Annotated in this window: 18 protein-coding genes and 1 pseudogene; 13 read left to right on the top strand and 6 right to left on the bottom strand. The window is 65.2% G+C overall.

Translation table 11 applies throughout. The features are described from left to right. Positions 1–33: 33 nt before the first annotated feature. Entirely contained in the window at positions 34–1473 is a 1440-nt protein-coding gene (locus tag ACLFKU_RS12690) for an MFS transporter (RefSeq protein WP_410849314.1), read from the bottom strand. Between the two features lie 244 nt (positions 1474–1717). Then, positions 1718–2602 carry an oxaloacetate decarboxylase gene (locus ACLFKU_RS12685; protein ID WP_018438163.1) on the bottom strand — a complete coding sequence of 295 codons (885 nt, stop codon included), beginning with the start codon at positions 2600–2602 and terminating at the stop codon, positions 1718–1720. Between the two features lie 199 nt (positions 2603–2801). On the opposite strand from ACLFKU_RS12685, the gene prpR reads away from it, so the two are divergent. The 3 genes from prpR (at position 2802) to ahpF (ending at position 7301) form a co-directional block, all read left to right on the top strand. After that, a complete protein-coding gene (gene prpR, locus ACLFKU_RS12680; RefSeq protein WP_410849313.1) occupies positions 2802–4823 on the top strand; it encodes a propionate catabolism operon regulatory protein PrpR in 2022 nt (673 codons plus the stop codon). A 148-nt stretch (positions 4824–4971) separates the two neighbouring features. Then, positions 4972–5535, top strand: a complete 564-nt coding sequence (gene ahpC, locus ACLFKU_RS12675; protein WP_368583782.1) for an alkyl hydroperoxide reductase subunit C — start codon at positions 4972–4974, stop codon at positions 5533–5535. A gap of 173 nt (positions 5536–5708) precedes the next feature. Beyond that, positions 5709–7301: an alkyl hydroperoxide reductase subunit F gene (ahpF, locus tag ACLFKU_RS12670; protein WP_410849312.1), complete on the top strand. Its 1593-nt coding sequence runs from the start codon at positions 5709–5711 to the stop codon at positions 7299–7301. A gap of 110 nt (positions 7302–7411) precedes the next feature. On the opposite strand, the gene ACLFKU_RS12665 is transcribed toward ahpF, so the two are convergent. After that, positions 7412–7825, bottom strand: a complete 414-nt coding sequence (locus ACLFKU_RS12665) for a DoxX family protein (RefSeq protein ID WP_176123767.1) — start codon at positions 7823–7825, stop codon at positions 7412–7414. Positions 7826–7921: 96 nt separating this feature from the next. Continuing rightward, entirely contained in the window at positions 7922–8647 is a 726-nt protein-coding gene (locus ACLFKU_RS12660) for a pirin family protein (RefSeq protein ID WP_368583784.1), read from the bottom strand. Positions 8648–8785: 138 nt separating this feature from the next. Here ACLFKU_RS12660 and ACLFKU_RS12655 point away from each other — a divergent pair, with 138 nt between their 5' ends. Next, the gene (locus ACLFKU_RS12655) at positions 8786–9697 is read left to right on the top strand and encodes a LysR family transcriptional regulator (protein WP_410849311.1); all 912 of its coding nucleotides are present in this window, start codon (positions 8786–8788) and stop codon (positions 9695–9697) included. A gap of 15 nt (positions 9698–9712) precedes the next feature. Here ACLFKU_RS12655 and ACLFKU_RS12650 read toward each other — a convergent pair whose 3' ends face one another. Then, positions 9713–10729, bottom strand: coding sequence for a 1-aminocyclopropane-1-carboxylate deaminase (locus tag ACLFKU_RS12650; RefSeq protein WP_410849310.1), 1017 nt, complete (start codon positions 10727–10729; stop codon positions 9713–9715). 133 nt (positions 10730–10862) lie between these two features. On the opposite strand from ACLFKU_RS12650, the gene ACLFKU_RS12645 reads away from it, so the two are divergent. From ACLFKU_RS12645 to ACLFKU_RS12605, 9 genes and pseudogenes are all read left to right on the top strand, one after another. Further along, the gene (locus ACLFKU_RS12645; RefSeq protein ID WP_368583787.1) at positions 10863–11375 is read left to right on the top strand and encodes an Lrp/AsnC family transcriptional regulator; all 513 of its coding nucleotides are present in this window, start codon (positions 10863–10865) and stop codon (positions 11373–11375) included. Between the two features lie 154 nt (positions 11376–11529). Beyond that, positions 11530–12288 carry a peptide-methionine (S)-S-oxide reductase MsrA gene (gene msrA / locus ACLFKU_RS12640; protein WP_368583788.1) on the top strand — a complete coding sequence of 253 codons (759 nt, stop codon included), beginning with the start codon at positions 11530–11532 and terminating at the stop codon, positions 12286–12288. A 307-nt stretch (positions 12289–12595) separates the two neighbouring features. Continuing rightward, positions 12596–13495 carry a MipA/OmpV family protein gene (locus ACLFKU_RS12635; RefSeq protein ID WP_410849309.1) on the top strand — a complete coding sequence of 300 codons (900 nt, stop codon included), beginning with the start codon at positions 12596–12598 and terminating at the stop codon, positions 13493–13495. Positions 13496–13602: 107 nt separating this feature from the next. Continuing rightward, positions 13603–15735: pseudogene (gene katE / locus ACLFKU_RS12630) on the top strand (catalase HPII); the annotation flags it as partial. Between the two features lie 320 nt (positions 15736–16055). Continuing rightward, complete coding sequence (locus tag ACLFKU_RS12625) at positions 16056–19613, top strand: response regulator (RefSeq protein ID WP_410849308.1); 3558 nt, start codon at positions 16056–16058, stop codon at positions 19611–19613. A gap of 34 nt (positions 19614–19647) precedes the next feature. Beyond that, on the top strand, positions 19648–20493 hold the full coding sequence (locus ACLFKU_RS12620) for a CheR family methyltransferase (protein ID WP_410849307.1): 846 nt from the start codon (positions 19648–19650) through the stop codon (positions 20491–20493). A 37-nt stretch (positions 20494–20530) separates the two neighbouring features. Then, on the top strand, positions 20531–21148 hold the full coding sequence (locus ACLFKU_RS12615) for a chemotaxis protein CheB (RefSeq protein WP_410849306.1): 618 nt from the start codon (positions 20531–20533) through the stop codon (positions 21146–21148). A gap of 9 nt (positions 21149–21157) precedes the next feature. Beyond that, on the top strand, positions 21158–22285 hold the full coding sequence (locus ACLFKU_RS12610) for a response regulator (RefSeq protein WP_410849305.1): 1128 nt from the start codon (positions 21158–21160) through the stop codon (positions 22283–22285). 103 nt (positions 22286–22388) lie between these two features. Then, complete coding sequence (locus tag ACLFKU_RS12605; protein ID WP_410849304.1) at positions 22389–23213, top strand: helix-turn-helix transcriptional regulator; 825 nt, start codon at positions 22389–22391, stop codon at positions 23211–23213. 24 nt (positions 23214–23237) lie between these two features. Here ACLFKU_RS12605 and ACLFKU_RS12600 read toward each other — a convergent pair whose 3' ends face one another. After that, a complete protein-coding gene (locus ACLFKU_RS12600) occupies positions 23238–24179 on the bottom strand; it encodes a LysR family transcriptional regulator (RefSeq protein WP_410849303.1) in 942 nt (313 codons plus the stop codon). Positions 24180–24305 lie beyond the last annotated feature (126 nt).

Genomic DNA, 24305 nt, shown 5'->3' with positions numbered 1-24305 from the left:
GTCTCCTGTTTCGCGTAGCGGCAGCGTGTGCCCTTAGCCCTTCGCGGTAGTCTCGCCACCGCGCGAACCCCCGCCAATGCTCTGGCCGGCATTGCGCGCGAGCCCCATATAACCGATCACCGACAGCAGCGTCAGCACGCCGGCGAACAGGAACGCGAGGCGGAAATCGTCGAGCGTGAACACGTGGCCGGTCGTCTCGCCGTTGAACAGCGCCGCGACGCGCAGCGACACCGCGCCGAACGCGATGCCCAGACCGATCGTCATTTGCATGGCCGCGCTCCATAGCGTGCTCGCCGCACTCATCTGCGTCTGCTGGATATCGGCGTAGGCGAGCGTCGCCAGCGTCGAGAACTGCATCGAGCGCGTGACGCCGTACACGAACACCACGATCAGCACCAACACCAGCGGTACGTCCGGCGTCAGCAGTCCGCACAAGGTGATGAAAATGCCCGCCACGACGACGTCGACGATCGCCACCGTCCGGAAGCCGTAGCGCTGCAGGATGCGCGTGGTCAGCGCCTTCATGCCGAGGTTGCCGACCGCGCTCGCGAGCAGCAGCAGACCCGAGCGAAACGCCGACAGCCCGAAGCCGACCTGGAACAGCAGCGGCATCAGATAGGGCACCGCGCCGATGCCGATGCGCGTGAACGAACCGGTGATGACCGTCACCGAGAACGTCGGCACCTTCAGCGTCGACACGTCGACGAGCGGATGCGGATGACGCTTCGCGTGCAGGAACGCGATCGCGCCGACCAGCAGACCGCCCGCCACGACCGCGATCGCGAGCCACGCATTGGTGGCCGGCTGGCTCGCGAGCTCCGCGCCGTACAGGATCGCGGTCAGCGCGACGCCGCTCAGCAGCAGGCCGACGACGTCGAGCGGCTTGCGTTCGGTGCCGCGCAGATTCGGCACGATGGCGAGCGCGACGGCGATCGCTGCGAGGCCGAATGGCACGTTCAGCAGGAAGATCCAGCGCCACGACGCGTAGGTCGTGATGAAGCCGCCGATCGGCGGGCCGACCACCGGCGCCGCGATGGCCGGCCAGGTGATCGTCGAGATCGCCTGCATCATGCGGGCTTTCTCGGTGCTGCGGACCACGATCAGACGGCCGACCGGCACCATCATCGCGCCGCCGATGCCTTGCAGCAGCCGCGCGGCCGTGAACTCGGGCACGTTCTGCGACAGCCCGCACAACACCGACGCGACCGTGAACACGCCGATCGCGCTGACGAACACGGTGCGCGCGCCGCAGCGGTCGGCGACCCAGCCGCTCGCGGGGATGAAGATCGCGAGCGCGAGCATGTAGGCGGTCATGCCGAGGCTCAGGCTGTTCGGGCCGACGCCGAACGAACGCGCCATCTGCGGCAGCGCGGTGGCGATCACCGTGGTGTCGAGGTACTCCATGAAGAAGGTGGCCGCGACGATGTAAGGCAGCCAGCCGACGTGCGCGGTGCGGGTGCCGCTGCTGCTCATCGCGCGAGCTCCCGCGGCGCGCCGAGGCGCGCGCAAAGACCATTGACGGGCCGGCGCGCGGCGCGCGAAGCGTGTGACTTCATGGTGCTTGAGATGACCTTTCGTGTGCGTTTTTATGCTTCGGGCTGGCGGGAACATCAGCTTGGCTGATTTTCAGCCACGCTTTCCAGCCCTGAATCCTAACGCAAGAAAGGGTCCCCTTTCACGCAGGCGTGCAGCGCGCCGCCGCGCCGCCGCCGTTGCGTCAGTCCTTCGCCGCGTACTCCTTGTCCAGCCGGTCATACAGCGGCTTGTTGACGAGCCGCTGGCGCTCGCTGAACGGCGCGACGATGGTCGCGTCCTCGTCGAGGCGGCCATTGCTTTGCAGCGTGCCGAGCGCGCGCTGCATGCCGAGCACCGCACCCTGCAGCGCCGCGTTCGCGTACAGCACGATGCCGTAGCCGAGCTTCGCGAGCGCGTCGCGCGACTGCACCGGCGTCTTGCCGCCGATCACGATGTTGATCAGCTGCGGCACGTCGAATAACCCCGGCAGACGCTCGATGTCGGCGAGCGATTCGGTTGCCTCGATGAACAGGATGTCGGCGCCCGCCTCGATGAAGCGATGACCGCGTTCGATCGCGTCCTCGATGCCGTGGACCGCGGCCGCATCGGTGCGCGCCATGATCTGCAGGTTCGCGTCCTCGCGCGCGTCGACGGCCGCGCGGATCTTGCCGACCATCTCGCTCGTCGCGACGACTTCCTTGCCCGAGAAGTGGCCGCATTTCTTCGGCATCACCTGGTCTTCGAACTGGATCACGTCGGCGCCGCTGCGCTCGAGCACGCGCACGGTCTGACGCACGTTCAGCGCGTTGCCGAAGCCGGTGTCGGCATCGACGATCAGCGGCAGCGCGACCGCGTCGCGGATGCGCGCGGTGTGCTCGGCGACTTCGGCAAGGCCGATGAAGCCGAGATCGGGCAGACCGAGCGACATGTTGGTGACGCCCGCGCCGGTGATGTAGACCGCCTCGAAGCCGGCGTCCTCGATCACGCGCGCGCTCATCGCGTTGAACGCGCCGGGCACGAGGAGGCCCTGACGCTGATTGACCTTGGCGCGGAACGCGGCGCGGCGGGTGGCGGAAGTGGTGGTCATGATGCGGGTCTCCAGAAGGGAAATCGGTAGTGGAACGCGGGTGACATTCTGCAGGAAACGTGCCATTGGCCGATGTTCCGCGCGTTGTGCCGATGGAACAAGGGTTTGCGCGCTGTGGGCTCGGCGCGGAGGTTCGTGGCAAAATCGGTGGAACGTTTCATGAAACGTTTCGCGGAACGTTTCAATCAAGGAGAACACGGTGTCCACGTTTAGCCCATTCGTCGCGAACCCGAGCCCCGCCGTCGATGTCGGGCGCCCCGGCGTCGCACTCGTCAGTATCAGCCGACTGCAATCGCTTTGCGAGGCGGTAGCGCCGCGCTATGCCGGCCGCGCGAAATTCTTCACGGTGCGGGAGGGCTATGGCGCTGCCGTCGCCGCGTTGCAGGCATACGTGGACGCAGGTTCCGTCGATGTCGTACTGTCCGCCGGCTCGAACGGCGCGTATCTGCGCGAAAACCTCAGCGTGCCGGTCGTGATGGTCAAGGTGAACGGCTTCGACGTGTTGAGCGCGATCACGCGCGCCACCGCCACGTGGCCGCAGGCGCGCATCGGGCTGGTGCTGCATGAAGCGATCGCGCAGGAACTGGCCGACCTGAGCCCGCTGCTGAACGTCGATTTGCGGCAGCGCGCGTACCGGTCGATCGACGAAGTGCGGCACGCGGTCGATGAACTCGCCGCGCAGGGCTGCCGCGTGGTGGTCGGCGCGGGCATGGCCTGCGATCTGGCGCAGCAGGCCGGCATGGAAAGCGTGTTCCTGTACTCGCTCGCCGCGGTCGAGGAAGCGTTCGAGCGCTCGGTCGAACTGGCGCGCGTGAGCCGGCAGAAGGAATCGAAGCGGGTGCGCCTGAATACGATCGTCGCGCACCTGCGCGACGGCGTCGCCGCGTTCGACGAAGCCGGCCAGCTCGAAGCCGTCAACCCGGCGATGCTCGACCTGCTCGGTTTAGGCCCGGCGCAGGAGGCGCCGAAGGACGACGAGGACACCCCCGCGCGGGTCGGACGCGCGCTCGCGCCGCTGTTGCGTGAGACGCGGGTCGCCGATGAGCCGGTCGACGAACGCATCGAGCAGATCGGGGGGCGCGCGCTGATCGTCAACTGTGTGCCGATCGTCGAGCAGGGCGCGCGGGCGGGTTTTGTCGTGACCGCGCAGGACGCGCTGGTTGCGCAGCGGATCGACCGTTCGCTGCGCACCAGCCAGCGCCCACGGCATCTGGTCGCGCGGCATCGGCTCGACGATCTGATCGGCGAGTCGTTGGCGCTCGAGCGCGTGCGCCGGCTCGCGCGCGCCGGCGCCGCGCACGACGCGACCGTGCTGCTGAGCGGCGAAAGCGGCACCGGCAAGGAACTGGTCGCGCAGGGGATCCATAACGCAAGCCGGCGGCGCGGCAATCCGTTCGTCGCGTTCAACTGCGCGGCGCTGCCCGAGGGGCTGATCGAAAGCGAGCTGTTCGGGCACGAGGAAGGGGCGTTCACGGGCGCGCGGCGCGGCGGCAAGCCGGGACTATTTGAAATCGCGCACACCGGCACCATCTTTCTCGATGAAATCGGCGAAATGCCGGCCGCGCTGCAAAGCCGGCTATTACGCGTGCTGCAGGAACGCGAGGTGATGAAGCTTGGCGCGGGCCGCGCGACCCCGGTGGACGTGCGTGTGATCGCCGCGACGCACCGCGATCTGCACGCGCTCGTCGAGCAGGGCGCGTTTCGCGCGGATCTGTATTTCAGATTAAATCTGCTTCAGATAAAATTGCCGCCGCTGCGCGAACGCCGCGCCGACATCGCGCCGCTGGCGCGGCATCTGCTGGAGCGCAGCGCGCTGCAATACGGCTTGTCGGCGGCGGCGCTCGAGCGGGTGCTCGCGTTTCTCGACCCGCTTTTCGCGAATTACGCGTGGCCCGGCAACGTCCGCGAACTGGAAAATCTGCTGGCGCGCGCGGCAATTTATATCGGCGACGTGACCAGCGAGTTGTCCGGGAACTCGACCGCCGACGCCTTGCCAGACTGGTTGGCGGTATTTCCCGAGTTCAGCCGGATCAGGCCGGCTGGGGACGAGCGAATCACGGAAGCGTCTCAGGACGCTAGCCCTGGCAGCACGGCGCCCCGCGCCAGCCCCACCCGCGAGGATGCGCTGCGTGCCCTGGAACAATCCGGCGGCAATCGCGCCGCCGCCAGCCGCGCGCTCGGCATCGGCCGAACCACGCTGTGGCGGCTTCTGAAGGGCTGAATCGCCCGGCCATTCGACCGATAGTCTGAACCGCCAAAATTAATAGGGCTTGACTATCGAAGTCATTAATACAATCCACTTTACCTATTAAGTGTAGTCTGACATACTGGCTCTACTTTCCAACCACCCTCCAAAGAGGATTCCGCAAATGCCGATCATCAACAGTCAAGTCAAACCGTTCAAAGCACAGGCTTACCACAACGGCGATTTCAAGACCGTCACTGAAGAAGACCTGAAGGGCAAGTGGTCGGTTTTCGTGTTCTACCCGGCAGACTTCACCTTCGTGTGCCCGACCGAACTGGGCGACCTGGCCGATCGTTACGAAGAGTTCAAGAAGATTGGCGTTGAAATCTACAGCGTGTCGACCGATACGCACTTCACGCACAAGGCCTGGCACGACACATCGGACACGATCCAGAAGATCAAGTACCCGATGCTGGCTGACCCGACGCTCGCTATCTCGCGCAACTTCGACGTGCTGATCGAAGAAGAAGGCCTCGCGCTGCGCGGCACGTTCGTGATCAACCCGGAAGGCGAGATCAAGCTGTGCGAAATCCACGACAACGGCATCGGCCGTGACGCTGGCGAACTGCTGCGCAAGGTTCAGGCTGCGCAATACATCGCGGCTCACCCGGGTGAAGTGTGCCCCGCCAAGTGGACGCCGGGCGCAGAAACGCTGACCCCGTCGCTCGACCTGGTCGGCAAGATCTAAGGTCCGCGCAGCTCACGCTGCACTCGCAGTCTGCATCTGCCGGGATCTTCCCGGCGCATCACCGCGCGAATCGCCTGCTACGGCGTTTCGCGCGTTCCCCGGGCCCAGCATGTCCTATCCGGATGTGTGCGGCGCCGGGACACCAACACCCCTCGTCACGGAATCGCAACGCCATGCTTGACGCCAATCTCAAGACTCAACTGAAGTCGTACCTCGAAAAAGTTAGCAGGCCTATCGAGCTCGTCGCATCGGTCGACGACAGCGCGAAGTCGCAGGAGCTGCTGGCCCTGCTGAACGACATCGCGACTCTGTCGGAGCGCGTGACGGTGATCGAGCGTCGCGGTGACGATGAGCGCAAGCCGTCGTTTTCGATCGGCGAAGCGGGCAAGGAAGCGGGCATTCGTTTCGCCGGCATTCCGATGGGTCATGAATTCACGTCGCTCGTCCTCGCACTGCTGCAGGTCGGCGGCCATCCGGTCAAACTCGACGATGCGGTGATCGAACAGATCCGCAGCCTCGACGGCGACTATCAATTCGAAACGTATTTCTCGCTGTCGTGCCAGAACTGCCCGGAAGTCGTGCAGGCGCTGAACGTGATGGCGCTGATCAATCCGCGCATCCGTCACGTCGCGATCGACGGCGCGCTGTTCCAGAACGAAGTCGAAGCGCGCCAGGTCATGGCGGTACCGACGATGTTCCTGAACGGCGAAACCTTCGGCCAGGGCCGCAGCGGCGTGAAGGAAATCCTCGCGAAGCTCGACACCAACGCCGGTGCGCGCGCCGCGAAGGAACTGGCAAAGAAGCCGGTGTTCGATACGCTGATCGTCGGCGGCGGCCCTGCGGGCGCTGCGGCGGCGATCTACTCGGCGCGCAAGGGCATCGCGACTGGCGTCGTGGCGGAGCGTTTCGGCGGCCAGGTGCTCGATACGCTGGCGATCGAAAACTTCGTGTCGGTGACCGAAACCGAAGGCCCGAAGTTCGCGACCGCGCTCGAACAGCACGCGAAGGCCTATGACGTCGACATCATGGACGTGCAGCGTGCCGAAGCGCTGATTCCGGGGCGCATCAACGAAGTGCGTCTCGCGAACGGCGCGGTGCTGAAGGCGAAGACGATCATCCTCGCAACCGGCGCACGCTGGCGCGAAATCAACGTGCCGGGCGAGCGCGAGTACCGCAATCACGGCGTCGCCTACTGCCCGCACTGCGATGGCCCGCTGTTCAAGGGCAAGCGCGTCGCGGTGATCGGCGGCGGCAACTCGGGTGTCGAAGCGGCGATCGACCTCGCGGGTCTCGTGCGCGAAGTGACGCTGCTCGAATTCGGCGCGACGCTGCGGGCCGACGAAGTGCTGCAACGCAAGCTGCGCAGCCTGCCGAACGTGAAGATCGTCACCCAGGCGCAGACCACGGAAATCACCGGCGACGGCAAGAAGGTCGACGGTCTGGTCTATAAGGACCTCGCTTCGGGCGACGTGAAGAAGGTCGAACTCGAAGGCGTGTTCGTGCAGATCGGTCTCGTGCCGAACACGGAATGGCTGAAGGGCACGGTCGAACTGTCGAAGCACGGCGAGATCGTCGTCGATGCGCGCGGCGCGACGTCGGTGCCGGGCGTGTTCGCCGCCGGCGACGTGACCACGGTGCCGTTCAAGCAGATCGTGATCGCGGTAGGCGAAGGCGCGAAGGCATCGCTGTCCGCGTTCGATCACCTGATCCGCCACAGCGAAGAAGTCGCGGCGGTCAGCGAAGCGGAAGCCGAAGCAGCAGTTTGATCCGGTAGATCAGAGACGCAAACGGCGGCCCGCGGGCCGCCGTTTCAGTTTGCGCACGAAAAAAGGCCCGCGGCATGCGGGCCTTTTTCGTTAAAGCGCGGCAATCGGTATCAACGACGGTCGAACGAATACTTGCCGGGGCCGGTCACGCACAACAACAGCAAGCCGCCGATGATGCCGATGTTCTTGTAGAAATGGATCATGTTGTCGTATTGCATCGCGCCCGTCATATTCCAGTAGTGGTGGCCGATGATCGCGGTGCCGAGCGTATACAGCGCAAGCAGCAGCGCCAGCGGTCGCGTGAAGAAACCCACTAGCAGCGCTACGCCCACGACCAATTCCATCACCACCGCGATAACGGCGGACAACTCCGGCACAGGCGCGCCGGTCGACGTCATATAGGCGACGGTGCCGGAAAAGCCGGTCAGCTTCGACCAGCCGAACATCACGAACAGCACCATCAGCAGGATTCGGGCGACGAGAACCACAGCGTCTTTCTGGTTTTCAAACAGCGTATAGCGCATGATTTTTCCCGTTAGGGTAGAGAGTTGAAGCTCGCTGGACATTGTCGTCCAACGAGCCAGATCAAGATGGAGTCATTAGCGGCGCAAGCGGAGCGCTTATGCCCACAACGCCGAGGTCTCGATGTTGCGCAGGTCGAACACGAGCACTTCCGCGTCGCGGCCCTGCGTGAACGTCAGCGCTTCTTCGCCACGCACCCGTGCGCCATCACCCTCGCCAAGCTCGACGCCATTCACCGTGACGCTGCCGCGCGCCACATGAACATACGCATAACGGTCCTTCGCGAGTTCGAGCCGCGCGGTTTCGTCGCCGTTGAAAAGACCCGCATACACACGTGCGTCCTGTTGCAACTGCAGCGAACCGTCCGCACCATCCGGCGACAGCACCAGCCGCAGCACGCCGCGCTTGTCGGCCGCGCCGAAGTGCTGTTGCTGATAGCGCGGCTGCGTGCCTTGCTGCGCCGGTGCGATCCAGATCTGCAGGAAGTGCACCGGCTCGCTCTTCGAATGGTTGTATTCGCTGTGGGCCACGCCGGTGCCTGCGCTCATCAACTGGATGTCGCCCGGCACGATCACCGAGCCCGTGCCCATCGTGTCCTTGTGTTCGAGCGCGCCTTCGAGCACGTACGAAAAGATCTCCATGTCGCGATGCGGATGCTTGCCGAAGCCTTGCGCCGGCGCCACACGGTCGTCGTTGATCACGAGCAGGTCCGAGAAACCGTTCTGCTTCGGATCGTGATAGTGCGCGAACGAAAACGTATGGCGCGAGCTGAGCCAGCCGTGTTCCGCGCGGCCACGTTGGTTGGCGTGTCTGATTTCGAGCATGCTGTTTTCTCCTTGAGTTTTGTCGTGTGATCCGGGCCAGGTGTTTGGCTGCGATCGATGAATGACAGTGTAGGTCAATCCGGATCGTTATAATCAGGGTAAAATCGGAAACACTGTCGCGTTGGAGTGGACAATACGATGCAACTCGATGACATGCGGATCTTCGTCGCGACCGTCGACGCCCACAATTTCACCGCCGCGGCAAACCGGCTGTCGCTGTCGAAACAGTTCGTGAGCCGCCGTGTGATGGCGCTCGAAGAGGCGCTCGGCGTGCAACTGCTGATTCGCAATACGCGCAAGCTGGCGGTGACCGATCTGGGCCAGGAGTTCTACGAGCGGGCCAAGCGCATCCTCGGCGAGGTCGAGGACGCCGAGCAGGCGATGTCGCTGCGCCGTGCCGGGCCGCGCGGGCTGCTACGCGTGAGCGCGCCGATGTCGTTCGGCATGACGCATCTGTCGCCGCTCGTCGCCGCGTTTCTGCGCGAGCATCGCGACGTGCGCTTCGATATGGAGTTGAGCGACCGCGCCGTCGATGTGGTCGGCGAGGGCTTCGACATGGCGATCCGTATCGGCACGCTGGCGGATTCGTCGCTGATCGCGCAGAAGCTGATCGACGTGAGGATGATCGCGTGCTGCAGCCCCGGTTATTTGCGGCGGCGTGGCAGCCCGGCCGTGCCGGCAGATCTCGCGAATCACGATTGTCTGCTGTACGGCCATGGCGGCGCGGTGAGCTGGGAGTTTCGCGTCGACGGCGCGGCGAAGAGCGTCGAGGTGCGCGGCCCGTTGCGGGCCAATAACGGCGAGCTGATTCGCGATTCGGCCGTCGCGGGACTGGGAATCGTCCGGCTGCCCGATTTCATCATCGCCGATGCGCTCGCCAGCGGACAGCTCGTGCCCGTGCTAGAAGCATTCCTGCCGTCGGCGACGGGTGTCTATGCGGTGTATCCGCAGCATCGGCAAAGCTCGGTCACGATCCGGGCATTCGTCGAGTTTCTGCGCACGCATCTGAGGAAAAAGCTCGCGGCCGAACCGCGGACGCCCGTCGGCTAAATCTTCTAAACCCCATCAACCGTCGCGGAAGATGAAGCTGTACGCGCTCAACGCCGGCACGCCGCCCAGGTGCGCATACAGCACGCTCGAGCCGGCCGGAAATTCGCCGTTACGGACCTTGTCGATCATGCCGTGCATCGATTTTCCCTCGTACACCGGATCGGTCAGCATGCCTTCGAGCCGCGCGCACAATCGGATCGCCTCGAGCGTGCCGTCGTTGGGCAGACCGTATTCCGGGCCGCCGTAGCGCTCGTCGAGCACGATGTCCTTCGCGGTGATGTCGCGGCCCAGCTCGACGCTCTCGGCGGTCCGCTTCGCGATGCGCGTGATCTGCTCGCGCGTCTGCGCCGGTTTCGCCGAGGCGTCGATGCCAATTACCCGCTCGGCGCGGCCGTCGGCGGCGAAACCGACCACCATGCCCGCCTGGGTGCTGCCCGTCACCGAGCACACGACGATGTAGTCGAATTTGAAACCCAATTCGGCTTCCTGCTGGCGAACCTCTTCGGCGAAGCCGACGAAGCCGAGCCCGCCCAGCGGATGATCCGAGCAGCCGGCCGGAATCGCGTACGGCTTGCCGCCGGCGGCGCGCACACTGTCGAGCGCGTCTTCCCAGCTCTTGCGAAAGCCGATGTCGAAGCCGTCCGGCACGAGCCGCACGTCGGCGCCCATCATGCGCGACATCTGGATGTTGCCGACACGGTCGTAGACCGCATCCGAGTAGTTGACCCAGTTCTCCTGCACGAGCACGCACTTCAGACCCAGATGCGCGGCAACCGCCGCGACCTGGCGCGTCTGGTTCGACTGGATGCCGCCGATCGACACCAGCGTGTCGCAGCCCTGCGCGAGTGCGTCGGGGATCAGATATTCGAGCTTGCGGGTCTTGTTGCCGCCGAACGCGAGGCCGCTATTGCAGTCTTCGCGCTTGGCATAGAGCTTGACCTTGCCGCCGAGATGCTTGCTCAGACGGTTGAGCGGCTGGATCGGCGTCGGCCCGAAGGTGAGCGAATAGCGGGGGAATCGTTGCAGGTTCATCGGGGCTCCGTGGTGGGTGATTTCCGAGAGTTCATGTTAGAAAAAACCGTCGGAAATGAGCTTGCGAAAAAAATCGGCCGGACCTATTTTTAAAAATCAGGAAATCTCCGCTTCCTCACAAAACTTCGCAAAGATGGCCACTAGCGCAACAAAAGTTCGTGCTGGATCGAAACCTTCCGATCGACAACACGCGCTCGATCGCATCGATCGCGCGATCCTGCGGCAGTTGCAGACCGACGCGTCCATTTCGAACGTGGCGCTCGCGGCGAAGGTGAAGCTGAGCGCGCCGGCGTGTTTGCGGCGCGTCGAGCGCTTGAAGGAATCGGGGCTGATTCGAGGCGTGGTCGCGCTGCTCGACCCCAAGGCGGCGGGCGCGGGCATGCTGGTGATCATCGGCGTGGTGCTCGATCGCTCGACGCCTGAGTCGTTCGCCGAATTCGAAAAGGCCGCGCAGAAGGTGGCCGGCTGCATGGAGTGCCACGTGGTGACCGGCGAGTTCGACTATTTCATGGTGATCCGCACGCGCGACAGCGACAGCTTCAATCGCCTGCACGCGGAGCAGTTGCTGTATCTGCCCGGCGTGCGGCAGATCCGCTCGTTCATGGTGCTGAAGGAAATCCTGTCGACCACGAAATTTCCGCTGTAATCCGCTCGGTCACCACGCCGCGCAGCCGGCCGCAAAAGCGCGCATGCTGTCATAAACGCCGCGCCCGCGCGACCAAGCTTCGGCGCACCCGCGTGCGGCCTGGCAGCACGGTGGCAAGGCGGGCGCGCGTCGGCACTTTTTCGGAGCGACCACCATGACTGGCAACAGACCGCAATCCCTTACATCGCTCGGCGGCAACTCGAAACGCTCACGTGCGGCCGCGTTGTCGTTGCTGCTCGGCGCCGCCGCCTTTGCGTCGCCGCTCGCGCAGCGCGTCGCGTTCCCGGCGGAGAACGCCGTCGTGATCGCACCGCCCGCGCTCGACGAACCGCTCCCGGCCAGCACCGCGCACGAGGAAACCGCGGTGCTCGCGGGTGGCTGCTTCTGGGGCGTCCAGGGCGTGTTCCAGCACGTGCGTGGTGTGACGAGGGCGGTGTCCGGCTACTCGGGCGGCTCACGCGACACCGCGCAGTACGAGACCGTCAGCGGCGGCGACACCGGGCACGCCGAATCGGTGCAGGTCACCTTCGACCCCGGCAAGGTCACCTACGGCCAGTTGCTGCAGGTGTATTTCTCGGTGGTTCAGGACCCGACCGAGCTGAATCGTCAGGGGCCCGACAGCGGCACGCAATACCGCTCCGCGATCTTTCCGCTGAACGATGCGCAGCGGCGCGTCGCGCAAAGCTACATCGCGCAGCTCGACAAGTCGCACGTGTTCCCCGCGCCGATCGTCACGAAGACGGAGCCGTACAAAGGCTTCTATCCGGCCGAGTCGTATCACCAGAACTATCTGACCTTGCATCCCGATTCGGCCTATATCGTGTTCAATGACATGCCGAAAATCGCCAACCTGAAGCGCCTGTTCCCCAGCCTGTATCGCGACAAGCCGGTGCTCGTTCAAGCAGGGCAATGACCCGGCCGAACGGTTGCGCCGCGCTCGTCATCAATCTTCCACAGACTTGGCGCATATCTTGCGAAGCCATGTTCCGTGGGCCATTGTCCGGGTCAGCGCGGCGCGCAAGGATCATGCGCAGTGGCCATACGACCGCGTGGGTCACGCGGGCTCGCCGCGCCTCGTGCGCATCGCGCCGCCCGCGTCATCGATTGGAAAAATTACACGCCGTAAGTAGCGGTGCGGCGGTCGTCCGTGCTTTTTGGGTCCGCGCTGGACCCCGGGCGAAAACCTAACCTCATCGCGACGAGCGGATCGGAGGCTTCCGGTGGTGAACAGCCGTAGAAAGAAGCGGGGCGCCTCGCCCCGCCATAAACAAACCGGCATCGCGGCGAGCTTCTTCGTCGCCGCGACCTTGAGTGCGATGGCCTGCGTGCCGGGTGTGGTCTTCGCGCAGACGCCGTCGCCGCTCGGCGAATGGCAATACTCGGTGGGCGTTCCGCTGCAGAAGATGTGGCAGCCGAACATTCCCGACTGGCAACTGCGCTTCGGCGTGGCTACGTCGTTCCAGCCGCGCTTCGAGGGATCGGACCGCTATCACCTGGTGGCCGGTCCGAGCATCGACGTGCGGTACAAGGATCTGCTCTTTCTGTCGAGCGGCGAAGGCTTCGGCGTGAACTTCGCGCAGGGCGAGAACTGGCGCATGAGTCTCGCCGCAGTCTACGATCTCGGCCGGCGCGCCCAGGACGATCCGCAGGAACTCAACGGGCTCGGCAACATCAACCCGGCGGTGGGTCTGAAGCTCTCGGGCGAGTACGTCATTTCGAAGGATTTTCCGCTCGTGCTGCGCGCCGATATCCGCCGCTATTTCGGCGGATCGAACGGCTGGATCGGCGATCTCGGTGCCTATATGCCGATGCCCGGCAGCACCAGGCAGTTCTTCTGGTTCGCCGGCCCGAACGTGGTGCTCGCGGACTCCAAGTACATGAACAGCTGGTTCGGCGTCAATCAGGAGCAGGCCGCTCACTCGCAGTATCCGCAGTATCACGCGAGCGCGGGCTTCAAGTCGGTGGGTTTCGGTGTCAGCGCGATCTGGCTGTTCAGCAAGCACTGGTTCGCGACCGCCGACGGCGCGTTCGAGCAGCTCGTCGGCAGCGCGGGCAAAAGTCCGATCACGCGCAGCCGCGCGACGGGCGTCGCCGACGTATCGATCAACTACCGGTTCTGATCTAGCGCCGCCGCGCCGCCATTGCGCTGCGACTTCGTAGGTATGGCCCTTGCTGACTCCGTAATCGCGCGCCGCGACGCCTTCGTCGCCGCGCGCCCGAACACAAGGAGTCGATTCCCATGGCAGGTAAAGCGAATACCCAGAAGCCCGCGGCCCACTCAAACGGGGCGGCGCAGTCGAACGACGCGAAATCGAACGATCTCGAACGCAATCGCGTGAAGCCGCAAGGCGAGGCGCTGCGAACCAATCAGGGCGTCAAGATCGCCGACAACCAGAACACGCTGCGCGCGGGGCCACGCGGTCCGTCGCTGCTCGAAGACTTCATCATGCGCGAGAAGATCACGCATTTCGATCACGAGCGCATTCCCGAGCGGATCGTACACGCGCGCGGCTCGGCCGCGCATGGCGTCTTCAAGGTCTACGAATCGATGCGCGAGTACACCAAGGCCGCGTTTCTGCAGGACCCGGCCGCCGAAACGCCGGTCTATGTGCGTTTCTCGACCGTGCAAGGACCGCGCGGCTCGGCCGACACGGTGCGCGACGTGCGCGGCTTCGCGACGAAGTTCTACACGCAGGAAGGCAATTTCGATCTGGTCGGCAACAACATGCCGGTGTTCTTCATCCAGGACGCGATCAAGTTTCCCGATTTCGTGCACGCGGTGAAGCCGGAAGCACCGAACGAAATGCCGACCGGCGGCTCCGCGCACGACACGTTCTGGGACTTCGTTTCGCTCGTGCCCGAATCGGCGCACATGGTGCTGTGGACGATGTCGGACCGCGCGATCCCGCGCAGCTTGCGCACGATGGAAGGCTTTGGCGTCCACACGTTCCGCTTCGTCAATGCAGAGGGCAAGGCGCGCTTCGTCAAGTTCCACTGGCGGCCGGTACTAGGCTCGTATTCGCTGCTGTGGGACGAAGCGCAGAAGCTCGCGGGCAAGGACCCGGACTTTCACCGGCGCGACCTGTGGGAAGCGATCGAGCGCGGCGATTATCCCGAGTACGAACTGGGCGTGCAGATCGTCGAGGAAGCCGACGAGCACAAGTTCGATTTCGATCTGCTCGACCCGACCAAGCTGATTCCTGAAGAGCTGGTGCCGGTGCAGATCATCGGCAAGATGACGCTCAACCGCAATCCGGACAACTTCTTCGCGGAGACCGAACAGGCCGCGTTCCATCCGGGGCACATCGTGCCGGGCATCGATTTCACCAACGACCCGCTGCTGCAAGGACGTCTGTTCTCCTACACGGACACGCAGATCAGCCGTCTCGGCGGCCCGAACTTTCACGAGATTCCGATCAACCGGCCGGTCTGTCCGTCCGTCAACAATCAGCGCGATGCGATGCATCGGCAGGCGATCCACGTCGGTCAGGCGTCGTACGAGCCGAACTCGCTGAACGACGGCTGGCCGAAGGAAACCGATCCGGCCGCCGAAGATGGCGGCTTCGACAGCTATCAGGAACGCGTCGAGAGCACGAAGATTCGCGTGCGCAGCGACTCGTTCGCCGATCATTTCTCGCAGGCCGCGCTGTTCTACAACAGCATGTCGCAGCCGGAAAAAGACCATATCGCGGCGGCCTATCAGTTCGAGCTCGGTAAGGTGACGAAGCCCGAGATTCGCGCGCGCCAGGTCAACGAGATCCTCGCGAACTTCGACGCCGGTCTCGCCGCGAAGGTGGCCGAAGGACTCGGTCTGCCGGCGCCGAAGCAGGGCACGGCGAAGCTGGTGGGGCCGAAGGCGTCGCCGGCGTTGAGTCTGCTCAATCGCGTGAAGCCGGGCATCAAGACCCGCAAGATCGCGCTGCTCGCTGCGCCCGGCTCAGATGGGGCTGCGATCAAACAGCTGCAGCAGGCGCTCAAGAGTGAAGGCGCGACGCCGATGCTGATCGCGCCGACGCTCGCCGGGATCGATGGCCTCGCACCCGACGCGACGATCGCCGGGCTGCCGTCGGTGATGTTCGACGCGGTAATCGTCGTCGGCGGCGAGAAGGGGGCGAAGGCGCTGTCGCAGTCGGGCGATGCGCGGCACTTCGTGCTCGAAGCGTTCAAGCATCTGAAGGCGATCGCGGCGCTCGGCGCGGGCCGCGATCTGCTCACGGCCGCGCAGTTGCCCGCGCAGTCGGACGGCGTCGCGACCGGTGAGGATTCGCAATCGGCCGATGTGTTGAAGGCGTTCATCAAGGCTGCCGGGCAGCATCGCGTCTGGTCGCGCGCGGCGCAGGCGGAATTGGTGCCGGCCTGAGCGGGCCGGGAGGTTGCGCTGCCGCGTGAGCCGCTAAAGACGCTGGGCGTAGCCGCAATGCGGCGTGTCGATGACGTGCGTTCGATGCAGGAACCTGGCCGGTGCGAGCCGGCCAGGTTTCTTTTTGCATTGCCCGCCGCACGCGACCGATCGCGCGAGCGAACCGCGTCCTGCCAGCAAGGCTCGACCTGCCGCCTTCCGATACAGGATGAGTGTCGTCCTTGTATGATGACGGCGGTCGTTTCGCGGTACTCACCACCGTGCACAGACCCGCAAAATATTCCGCATCGACCCGATTCGCCATGCCACCTACAGAAAAAATGACCGCATCGCAGGCCGTCGATCAACTCCGTTTCCGCCGCATCCTTCGCCGCAATATCGCGCTGCCTTTGGGCGTCGGCCTCGTCACGATGGCGCTGTTCGTCGGCCTGATCGTTTATCTCGTGTCGACGATGAGTTGGGCCGAGCACTCCGAGCGCGTGATCGGCGACGCCAACGAAATGCTGCGACTCGCGGTCGATCGCGAATCGTCGATGCGCGGCTTTCTGATCACCGGTGACGAGAGCTTCCTCACGCCGTATGAAAACGGCGGTCCGAAATTCAAGGCGCAGCTCGAAAGCTTGCAAAAGCAGCTCGCCGACAACCCGCTGCAGATCGCGCGGCTCAAGCAGATCGAGGCGTTGCAGCAGCGTTGGACGCGCTTCGCCGAAGAGACCATCGACGCGCGCCGCCGCAACCTGGACTATGAGAGCGCGATCGCAGCGGGGCGCGGCAAGCTCGAATTCGACGAAATACGCCGCGAATTCGGCGATTTTCTCGATGTCGAATTGCGCCTGCGCCAGCAGCGCGCCGAAGCGACGCGCAATGTGACGGGGACGCTGGTCGGCCTGTTCCTGCTGTTCAGCCTCGTCGTCAGCGGCCTGCTCGCATGGCGGGGGCGTCGTGAACTGCTGGACCTGTCGGAGACCTACGACAACGTGCTGCGTCAGCAGGCCGAGCAGACCACGCTGCTCGAGCAGCAGGTCTGGTTGCGCTCGGGCCAGCGCCTGCTCGCGGACAAGGTGGTCGGTCAGACCAGCGCGCCGCTCGTTGGCCGCGCAATGCTCGAGTTTCTCGCCCAATATCTCGATGCGGTCGTCGCCGCGCTCTACGTGCGCGACCGGCAAAGCGGCACGCTGCGCCGCATCGCCGCGTATGGATACAGCCGCGACAGCGAACAGACCGCCGCACCGAGTTTCGAGGAAGGCGAAACGCTGGTCGGCCAGGCCGCGCGCTCGCACCGCACACTGGTTTTGCGCGACGTGCCCGCCGATTATGTGCGGGTCATGTCGGCGACGGGCAGCGGCGCGCCGCGCAATCTGCTGATCCTGCCGATCGACAACGACGGCCAGGTCAACGGCGTCATCGAAATGGGCTTCCTGCGCGAAGTGAGGCCGCGCGACGAAGAGTTCATGGAACTGATCCGCCACAGCATGGGCGATTTTCTCGAAGCGGCGCTGTATCGCGAGCGCCTGCAGGATGCGCTCGCCGAGACGCAGCAGCTGAACGAGGAGTTGCAGGTCCAGCAGGAGGAGTTGCGGGTCTCCAACGAAGGTCTCGAGGAACGCGGCCGCGCGCTGATGGACTCGCAACGGCGCCTCGAAGCGCAGCAGTCCGAACTCGAACAGACCAACGTGCAACTCGAGGAATACGCGCAGCGGCTGGAGCGCCAGAAATCGGATCTGCTGCGCGCGCAGAACGATCTGGCGGCCAACGCGGAGCGCCTCGAACAGTCGAGCCGCTACAAGTCCGAATTCCTCGCGAATATGTCGCACGAATTGCGCACGCCGCTGAACAGCTCGCTGATTCTCGCGAAGCTGCTGCAGCAAAATCGCAGCGGCAATCTGACCGACGAGCAGGTGCGCTACGCGGAGACGATCCACGCGTCGAACAGCGATCTGCTCGTGCTGATCAACGATATTCTCGACCTGTCGAAGGTCGAGGCGGGGCAGTTGACGGTCGAACCCGAAACGGTGTCGATCGACGCGACGCTGCAATCGCTCGACGAAATGTTCCGGCCGATCGCGGCGACCAAGCACTTGCGGGTCGCCTTCGACAAATTGCCGGGTACCCCGGATACGTTCGTCACCGACGGTCAGCGGCTCACGCAGATTCTGCGCAACCTGCTGTCGAACGCGGTGAAGTTCACCGAGCGCGGCGAGGTCACGCTCGAGGTCGCCAAGGTCGAGGACAACGTGCTGCGCTTCGACGTGCGCGATTCGGGCATCGGCATTCCGGCCGACAAGCTCGACATGATCTTCGAGGCATTCCAGCAGGCCGATGGTTCGACGAGCCGTCAATACGGCGGCAGCGGCCTCGGGCTGTCGATTTCGCGTGAATTCTCGCGGCTGCTGGGCGGGCGCATCACGGTCGCGAGCGAAGTGGGCAAGGGCAGCGTGTTTTCGCTGTGGCTGCCGCTCGATGCGCGCGAGGCCGCGGGCAGCGCGATCAACGCCGGCACGGGCATTGGCGCGCAGGCGACGGCGGAAGCGCCGTTGCTGCACACGCCGCTCGACGCCGCGCCCGCCGCGGTGATCTCGCCGGCGAATGGCCTGGCAAACCGGGCGTCGCCGATCGCGTTGCGCGACGCGTTGCTGCCCGGCACGGCCGCGCCCGCCGCCGCCGCGCCGATCGCGGACGATCGCGACAACCGCACGCGCGCCGGTCGTCTGATCGTCGCGGTCGAAGACGATCCGCCGTTCGCGGCGATTTTGCGCGATCTCGTGCACGAACTCGACTTCGACTTCGTGCACGCGAGCGACGCCGCCAGCGGTCTCGCGCTGGTGCGCGACATGCGGCCGGCGGCGGTGCTGCTCGACGTGGGTCTGCCGGACCGCTCGGGCCTCACGGTGCTCGAATGGCTGAAAAACGATCCGCTGACGCGCCACATTCCGATTCATATCGTGTCGGCTACCGATCACGCCGATAAGGCTCTGCACCTCGGCGCGATCGGCTACACGCTGAAGCCGACCGCGCGCTCGACGATGGAGGCCGCGATCCGCCGCCTCGAAGCGCGGCTGCAGCAGCGCCTGAAGCGCGTGCTGGTGATCGAGGACGACGCGCCGATGCGCGAAAGCATCCGCGCGCTGCTGCAAAGCGAGAACACCGAGATCGTCGCGGTCGCGACACTCGCCGAGGCGTTCGAGCAATTGGGGGCGCTGGCGTTCGACTGCGTCGTCACCGATCTCGCGCTGCCCGACGGCACCGGCTACGATCTGCTCGAACGCCTCGCCGCCAACACCGCACACGCATCGCTGCCGGTGATCGTCTACACGGGCCGCATGCTGTCCGACGAAGAGGAACACCGGCTGCGCCGCTATTCGAAGTCGATCATCATCAAGGGCGCGAAATCGCCGGAGCGTCTGCTCGACGAAGTCACGCTGTTCCTGCACAGCGTCGAGTCGTCGCTCGCGCCGGAGCAGCAGCGTATGCTGCGCACCGTGCGGCAACGTGACAATGCGTTCGAGGGCCGCACGATCCTGCTCGCCGAAGACGACGTGCGCAACATCTTTGCGCTGTCGCACGTGCTCGAACCGCTCGGCGCGAAGCTGCTGATCGCGCGCAATGGCCGCGAGGCGCTCGACGAACTGGAGAACGGACCGGAAGTGCATCTGGTGCTGATGGACGTCATGATGCCCGAGATGGACGGCCTGACCGCGATGGGCGAGATTCGCCGCAATCCGCGCTTCGCGCATCTGCCGATCATCGCGCTGACCGCCAAGGCGATGGCGAACGATCGCACGCGCTGCCTCGAAGCCGGCGCCGACGACTACGTGTCGAAACCGATCGACGTCGACAAGCTCGTCGCGCTGTGCCGCGTGTGGCTGCGGCAGCGCTGAGAGCGCGAGCGCAAGCACGCAGACGAGAAACGCGATGAAACCGTCCGCATCTGACGTACCGCAGCGTCTCAGCGATTTCGACATCGAGCTGAAGCTGCTGCTCGAGGCGATCTATCTGAAGTATCAGCACGACTTTCGCCACTACGCGATGTCGTCGCTGCGCCGCCGCCTCGCGCAGGCGCTCGATGAATTCAACGTGGAGACGCTGTCGCAGTTGCAGGACCGCATCATGCGCGACGGCAACGAATTTTCGCGGCTGTTCCGGTACCTGACCGTGCAGGTCAGCGACATGTTTCGCGATCCGTCGTATTTCCTCGCGCTGCGCCAACATGTGCTGCCGCGTCTGCGCACCTATCCGTCGGTCAAGGTGTGGGTCGCGGGATGCAGCACCGGCGAGGAGCTGTGGTCGCTGAAGATCCTGTTCGACGAGGAGGGCCTCACCGAGCGCACGCTGTTCTATGCGACCGACATCAACCCCGACGCGCTCGCGCGCGCGGAGGCGGGCATCTATGCGCTCGAACGCATCCAGGGCTTCACGCAGAACTATCTGGCGGCGGGCGGCACGCGTTCGCTGTCGGACTACTATCATGCAGCGTATGGCGGCGCGCGCTTTGCCGGCTCGCTGAAAGAGCGGGTGGTGTTCGCCGATCACAGCCTGTCCACCGACGAAGTGTTCCTCGAAGCGCATCTGGTGTCGTGCCGCAACGTGCTGATCTATTTTGATCGCGGCCTGCAGGATCGCGCGTTGGGGCTGTTCGAGAACGCGCTGGTGCGGCGCGGTTTTCTCGGCCTGGGCAGCAAGGAAAGCCTGCGGTTTTCGCGTCACTATCCGGCGTTCGACGAGTTCCGCGCGGCCGAGCGCATTTATCAGAAGCGTTAGCGAGGTCGCGATGCCATCTTCGAACGTCGAACCTGCCATGACTCATACCGCCGATGCCGGCGGCGCCGCGCGCGCGCGCGAGCCGCGCGGTTACGAGCTGGTCGTGATCGGCGGGTCGGCGGGCGGCATCGAGGTGCTCAACGTGCTGCTCGCCGCGTTGCCCGCGCGCTTCGCGGCGGCCGTGATGGTCGTCATGCATCTGCCGCCCGATTCGCCGAGCTATCTGGTACCGGCGCTCGCGCATCGCTGCGCGCTGCCGGTGCTCGAACCCGATGCCGGCGAGCTGATCCTGCCGGGCCGCGTGCACGTCGCGCCGCCCGGTTACCACATGCTCGTCGAAGTGGACCGCACGGTCGCGCTGTCGACCGATGCGGCGGTGCGCTTCTCGCGGCCGTCGATCGACGTGCTGTTCGAATCGGCCGCCGCGGTGTACGGCGAGCGGCTGCTCGCGATCCTGCTGTCCGGCGCCAACGACGACGGCGCGCTCGGCCTCGAACGCGTGCGCGCGCTCGACGGCACCGCATGGGTGCAGGACCCCGCCAGCGCCGGTGCGGCGGAAATGCCGCGCGCGGCGATCGCGCGTGGCGCCGCCGATGCGATTTTCAACCCCGAAACCCTGGCCAGGCGCCTTGCCGCGCTGCCGACTCCCCTTTGATCCGATGCCATGACGAACTCACCTGTGAACATCCTGATCGTCGACGACATCGCCCACAACATCACCGCGCTCGAAGCATTGCTCGCGCGGCCCGACGTCGCGGTGCTGGTCGCCGACTCCGGCACCGCCGCGCTCGATCTGCTGCTCAAGCACGAAGTCGCGCTGGCGATTCTCGACGTCAACATGCCCGGCATGAACGGCTTCGAGCTGGCCGCGCTGATGCGCGGCAGCCCGCGCACCTCGCACGTTCCGATCATCTTTCTGACCGCGACCGCGCAGGACGCGTCGCGCACGTTCCGCGGCTACGAGGCGGGCGCGGTCGACTTCCTGTACAAGCCGTTCGATCCGCGCATCCTGCAGTCGAAGGTCGACGTGTTCGTGCAGCTGGAGCAGCAGAAGCGCCAGCTCGCCGCGCAACTGGTGACGACGCGTCAGATGCTCGAAGCGAACGAAATGCTGATGGCGGTGCTCAGTCACGATCTGCGCACGCCGCTCGGCGCGGTGCTCGCGTCCGCGGAATACCTGATGCGCACGGCCGCCGACGAGCAGGCCGCGACCGTCGCCGCGCGCGTGAAGAACAGCTCGCTGCGCATGGCGCGGATGGTCGATCAGCTGCTGAACCTCGCGCGCCTGCAAGGCGGACGTCTGCCGTTGCAGCCGCGCTCGATCGAACTGGCGACGCTGTGCCGCGCGGTGATCGACGAATTCGCGTCGCAGGACAGCGGCAAGCAGATCGTGTTCACCTGCACCGGCAATACGGCCGGCGCGTGGGATACCGATCTCGTGTGGCAGGCGGTGTCGAATCTCGTCAGCAATGCGCTGCATCATGGCGCGCCGGAGGGGGATATCGGCGTCGAGGTCGATGGCGACGCCGAGGATTGCGTGCGGCTGAAGGTGTCCAATCGCGGCACGATTCCGGCCGAGGTGTTTCCGCATCTGTTCAAGGCGTTCGGGTCGAACGGCAACGGCGCGCGCTCGCGCGAAGGGCTCGGGCTCGGTCTGCACATCGTGCAGGAGATCGCGCGGATGCATGGCGGCGACGTCAGCGTCGTATCCAGCGACGAGGCCGGCACGACCTTTACGATCGAATTGCCGAGGGTGGTGGCGTTGCAGCGGGGGTCGTTTACCCGGCGATAAGGCGTCGCTGACGACTGGATCACGCCGGCGGACCTGCGCCGCGCACCGGCTGTGCTACGCTTGCCGCAACCCAATCCACGCAGCGCAAGCACCAATCCCCATCATGCGTTCCTGGCGCCTCGCATCACCGCAGCGCAGCGGTCAGATCAGCACCGCGCGCGCCACCGACCTCGTCATCGCGATCTCCCACCCGGATGCCGACGCGCTCGCCGCGAGCATTCTGCAGACGGTTGGGGAATCGTTGTCGCTGCCGGTCTCGCAGTGCACGATCTTCGCGTATGAGTTCGATGCGCGGCCGCGTACGGTGTCGGCGGCCGATCATCGCGGCGGGCATTTTCTGCGCGACGTCGCCGAACGCTACGCCGCGCATTTTTATGCGCTCGACGGCAATCGCGCGATCATCGGCCAGACCCATGACAGGCGGCGCAGTGCTTCACGGGATGGGCTGGTGCTGCATCAGCAGCGCGGCGACGAAATCGAAAACGAAGCGTATCGGGCGGCCTGCTACGCGCAGCCGAACGTATCGGACCGGCTGTCGTTGTTGGTTCAGCCCGCGGATAGCGTATGGCTGTCGATCAACCTGTATCGCGACCGCGCGTACGGCGTGTTCACGCCGGGCGATCTGGAGCGGATCGAAAGCGTCGCGCCGCTGTTCGCGCATGCGGCGAAGGGCCATTACGCGCTGAACGGGCAGCATCAGCAGGGCACCGGCGCGGCGATGCTCGCGCGCGTGCGGCGCGCATGTCCGACGCTGACGCCGCGCGAGCTCGACGCGTTGCGTGGCACGCTCGAAGGCGCGAGCGCCGCCGAGATTGCCGGCAAGATGGGTGTGAAGACGGCGAGCGTCGTCACGTATCAGAAGCGCGCGTATGCGCGGCTGGGGATTTCGAATCAGCGGCAACTGTTCGCGCTGTGTATGCAGCCCTAGATGCGCGACGCGTCGCATCGCGCATCAACTCCGCTTACCCCGCGCCTCGGCCTGCGTCTCCCGATCCCAGCGTTTCAACCACGGCATCACGAAATCCGCGAAACCATCGGCCGATGGCGACAGCGCCCGTTCGGTCGAGCGATACACGCACACCTCGCGAATCGTTTCCGGATCGACGATGCGCTTCATCACGAGCCCGAACGTGCGCGCGAGCGGCGCCACATAGGCCGGCGCGAGCGTGACCGCCAGCCCTTGCGCGGCGAGGCCGAACGCGGTGGTCACGTTATCGACGACATCGACCGGAATGATGCGCGCCTCGACCGGCAGATTGGCGCGCATCTGATCGACCGCGCGCTCATGGTCGCGGCCGGTCGCGACGATCGGCACGTCGCGCAGATGCTGCCACTGCACGCGGCGGCGAGCGGCGAGCGGATGCGCGGCCGCGCACCACATGACCCACGGACTCGCGAACGCGGCCTCGGAGCGCACGCGCGGCCCGCTTTGCCGGTTCGGGCCGATCGCGAGATCGATGTCGCCGCTCTCGACGCGCTCCACGAGTTGTTCGACCACGGTATCGCAGACCCGCACGACCACCTTCGGCTTGTCGCGCGCGTATTCGGCGATCGCCGCAGGCAGCGCCGTCGATGCGATCACGAGCGGCGCGCCGACCCGCACGATGCCGGCCGCGCGATTGCGGATGTCGTCGGCGGACTGGGCGGCCGCGCGCACGTGGCGCAGCACCGATTCGGCCGACGCCAGAAAGTCCTGCCCCGCGCTGGACAGCGCGACACGCCGCGTGGTGCGATCGAACAGCCGGAAGCCGAGCTCCGTTTCGAGTTCGGCAAGCAATTGACTGACCGCCGACGAAGTCAGCCCGAGCCGCTCTGCCGCCGCGCCGATGCTGTGCAGATCGACGATGGCGAGGAACGCTTCGAATTGGCGGATCGTGACGCGGGTAAGAGGCATACGATCGATTCTAAAGAAAAACTTACGAATCGTGAAAAAACGATTGATTGTGCGCGGCGCGCCGGCGACCGACACTCGTGCGGGTCGACTTAGCGCGGCAAACCCGCTTAGACTCAAGGTTTGCCC

It is taken from the genome of Paraburkholderia sp. EG304, assembly GCF_046543485.1.
Classification (GTDB): Bacteria; Pseudomonadota; Gammaproteobacteria; order Burkholderiales; family Burkholderiaceae; genus Paraburkholderia; species Paraburkholderia youngii.
Note: the sequence above shows the minus strand (reverse complement) of the source record. Positions and strands in the feature narration are given on the sequence as shown.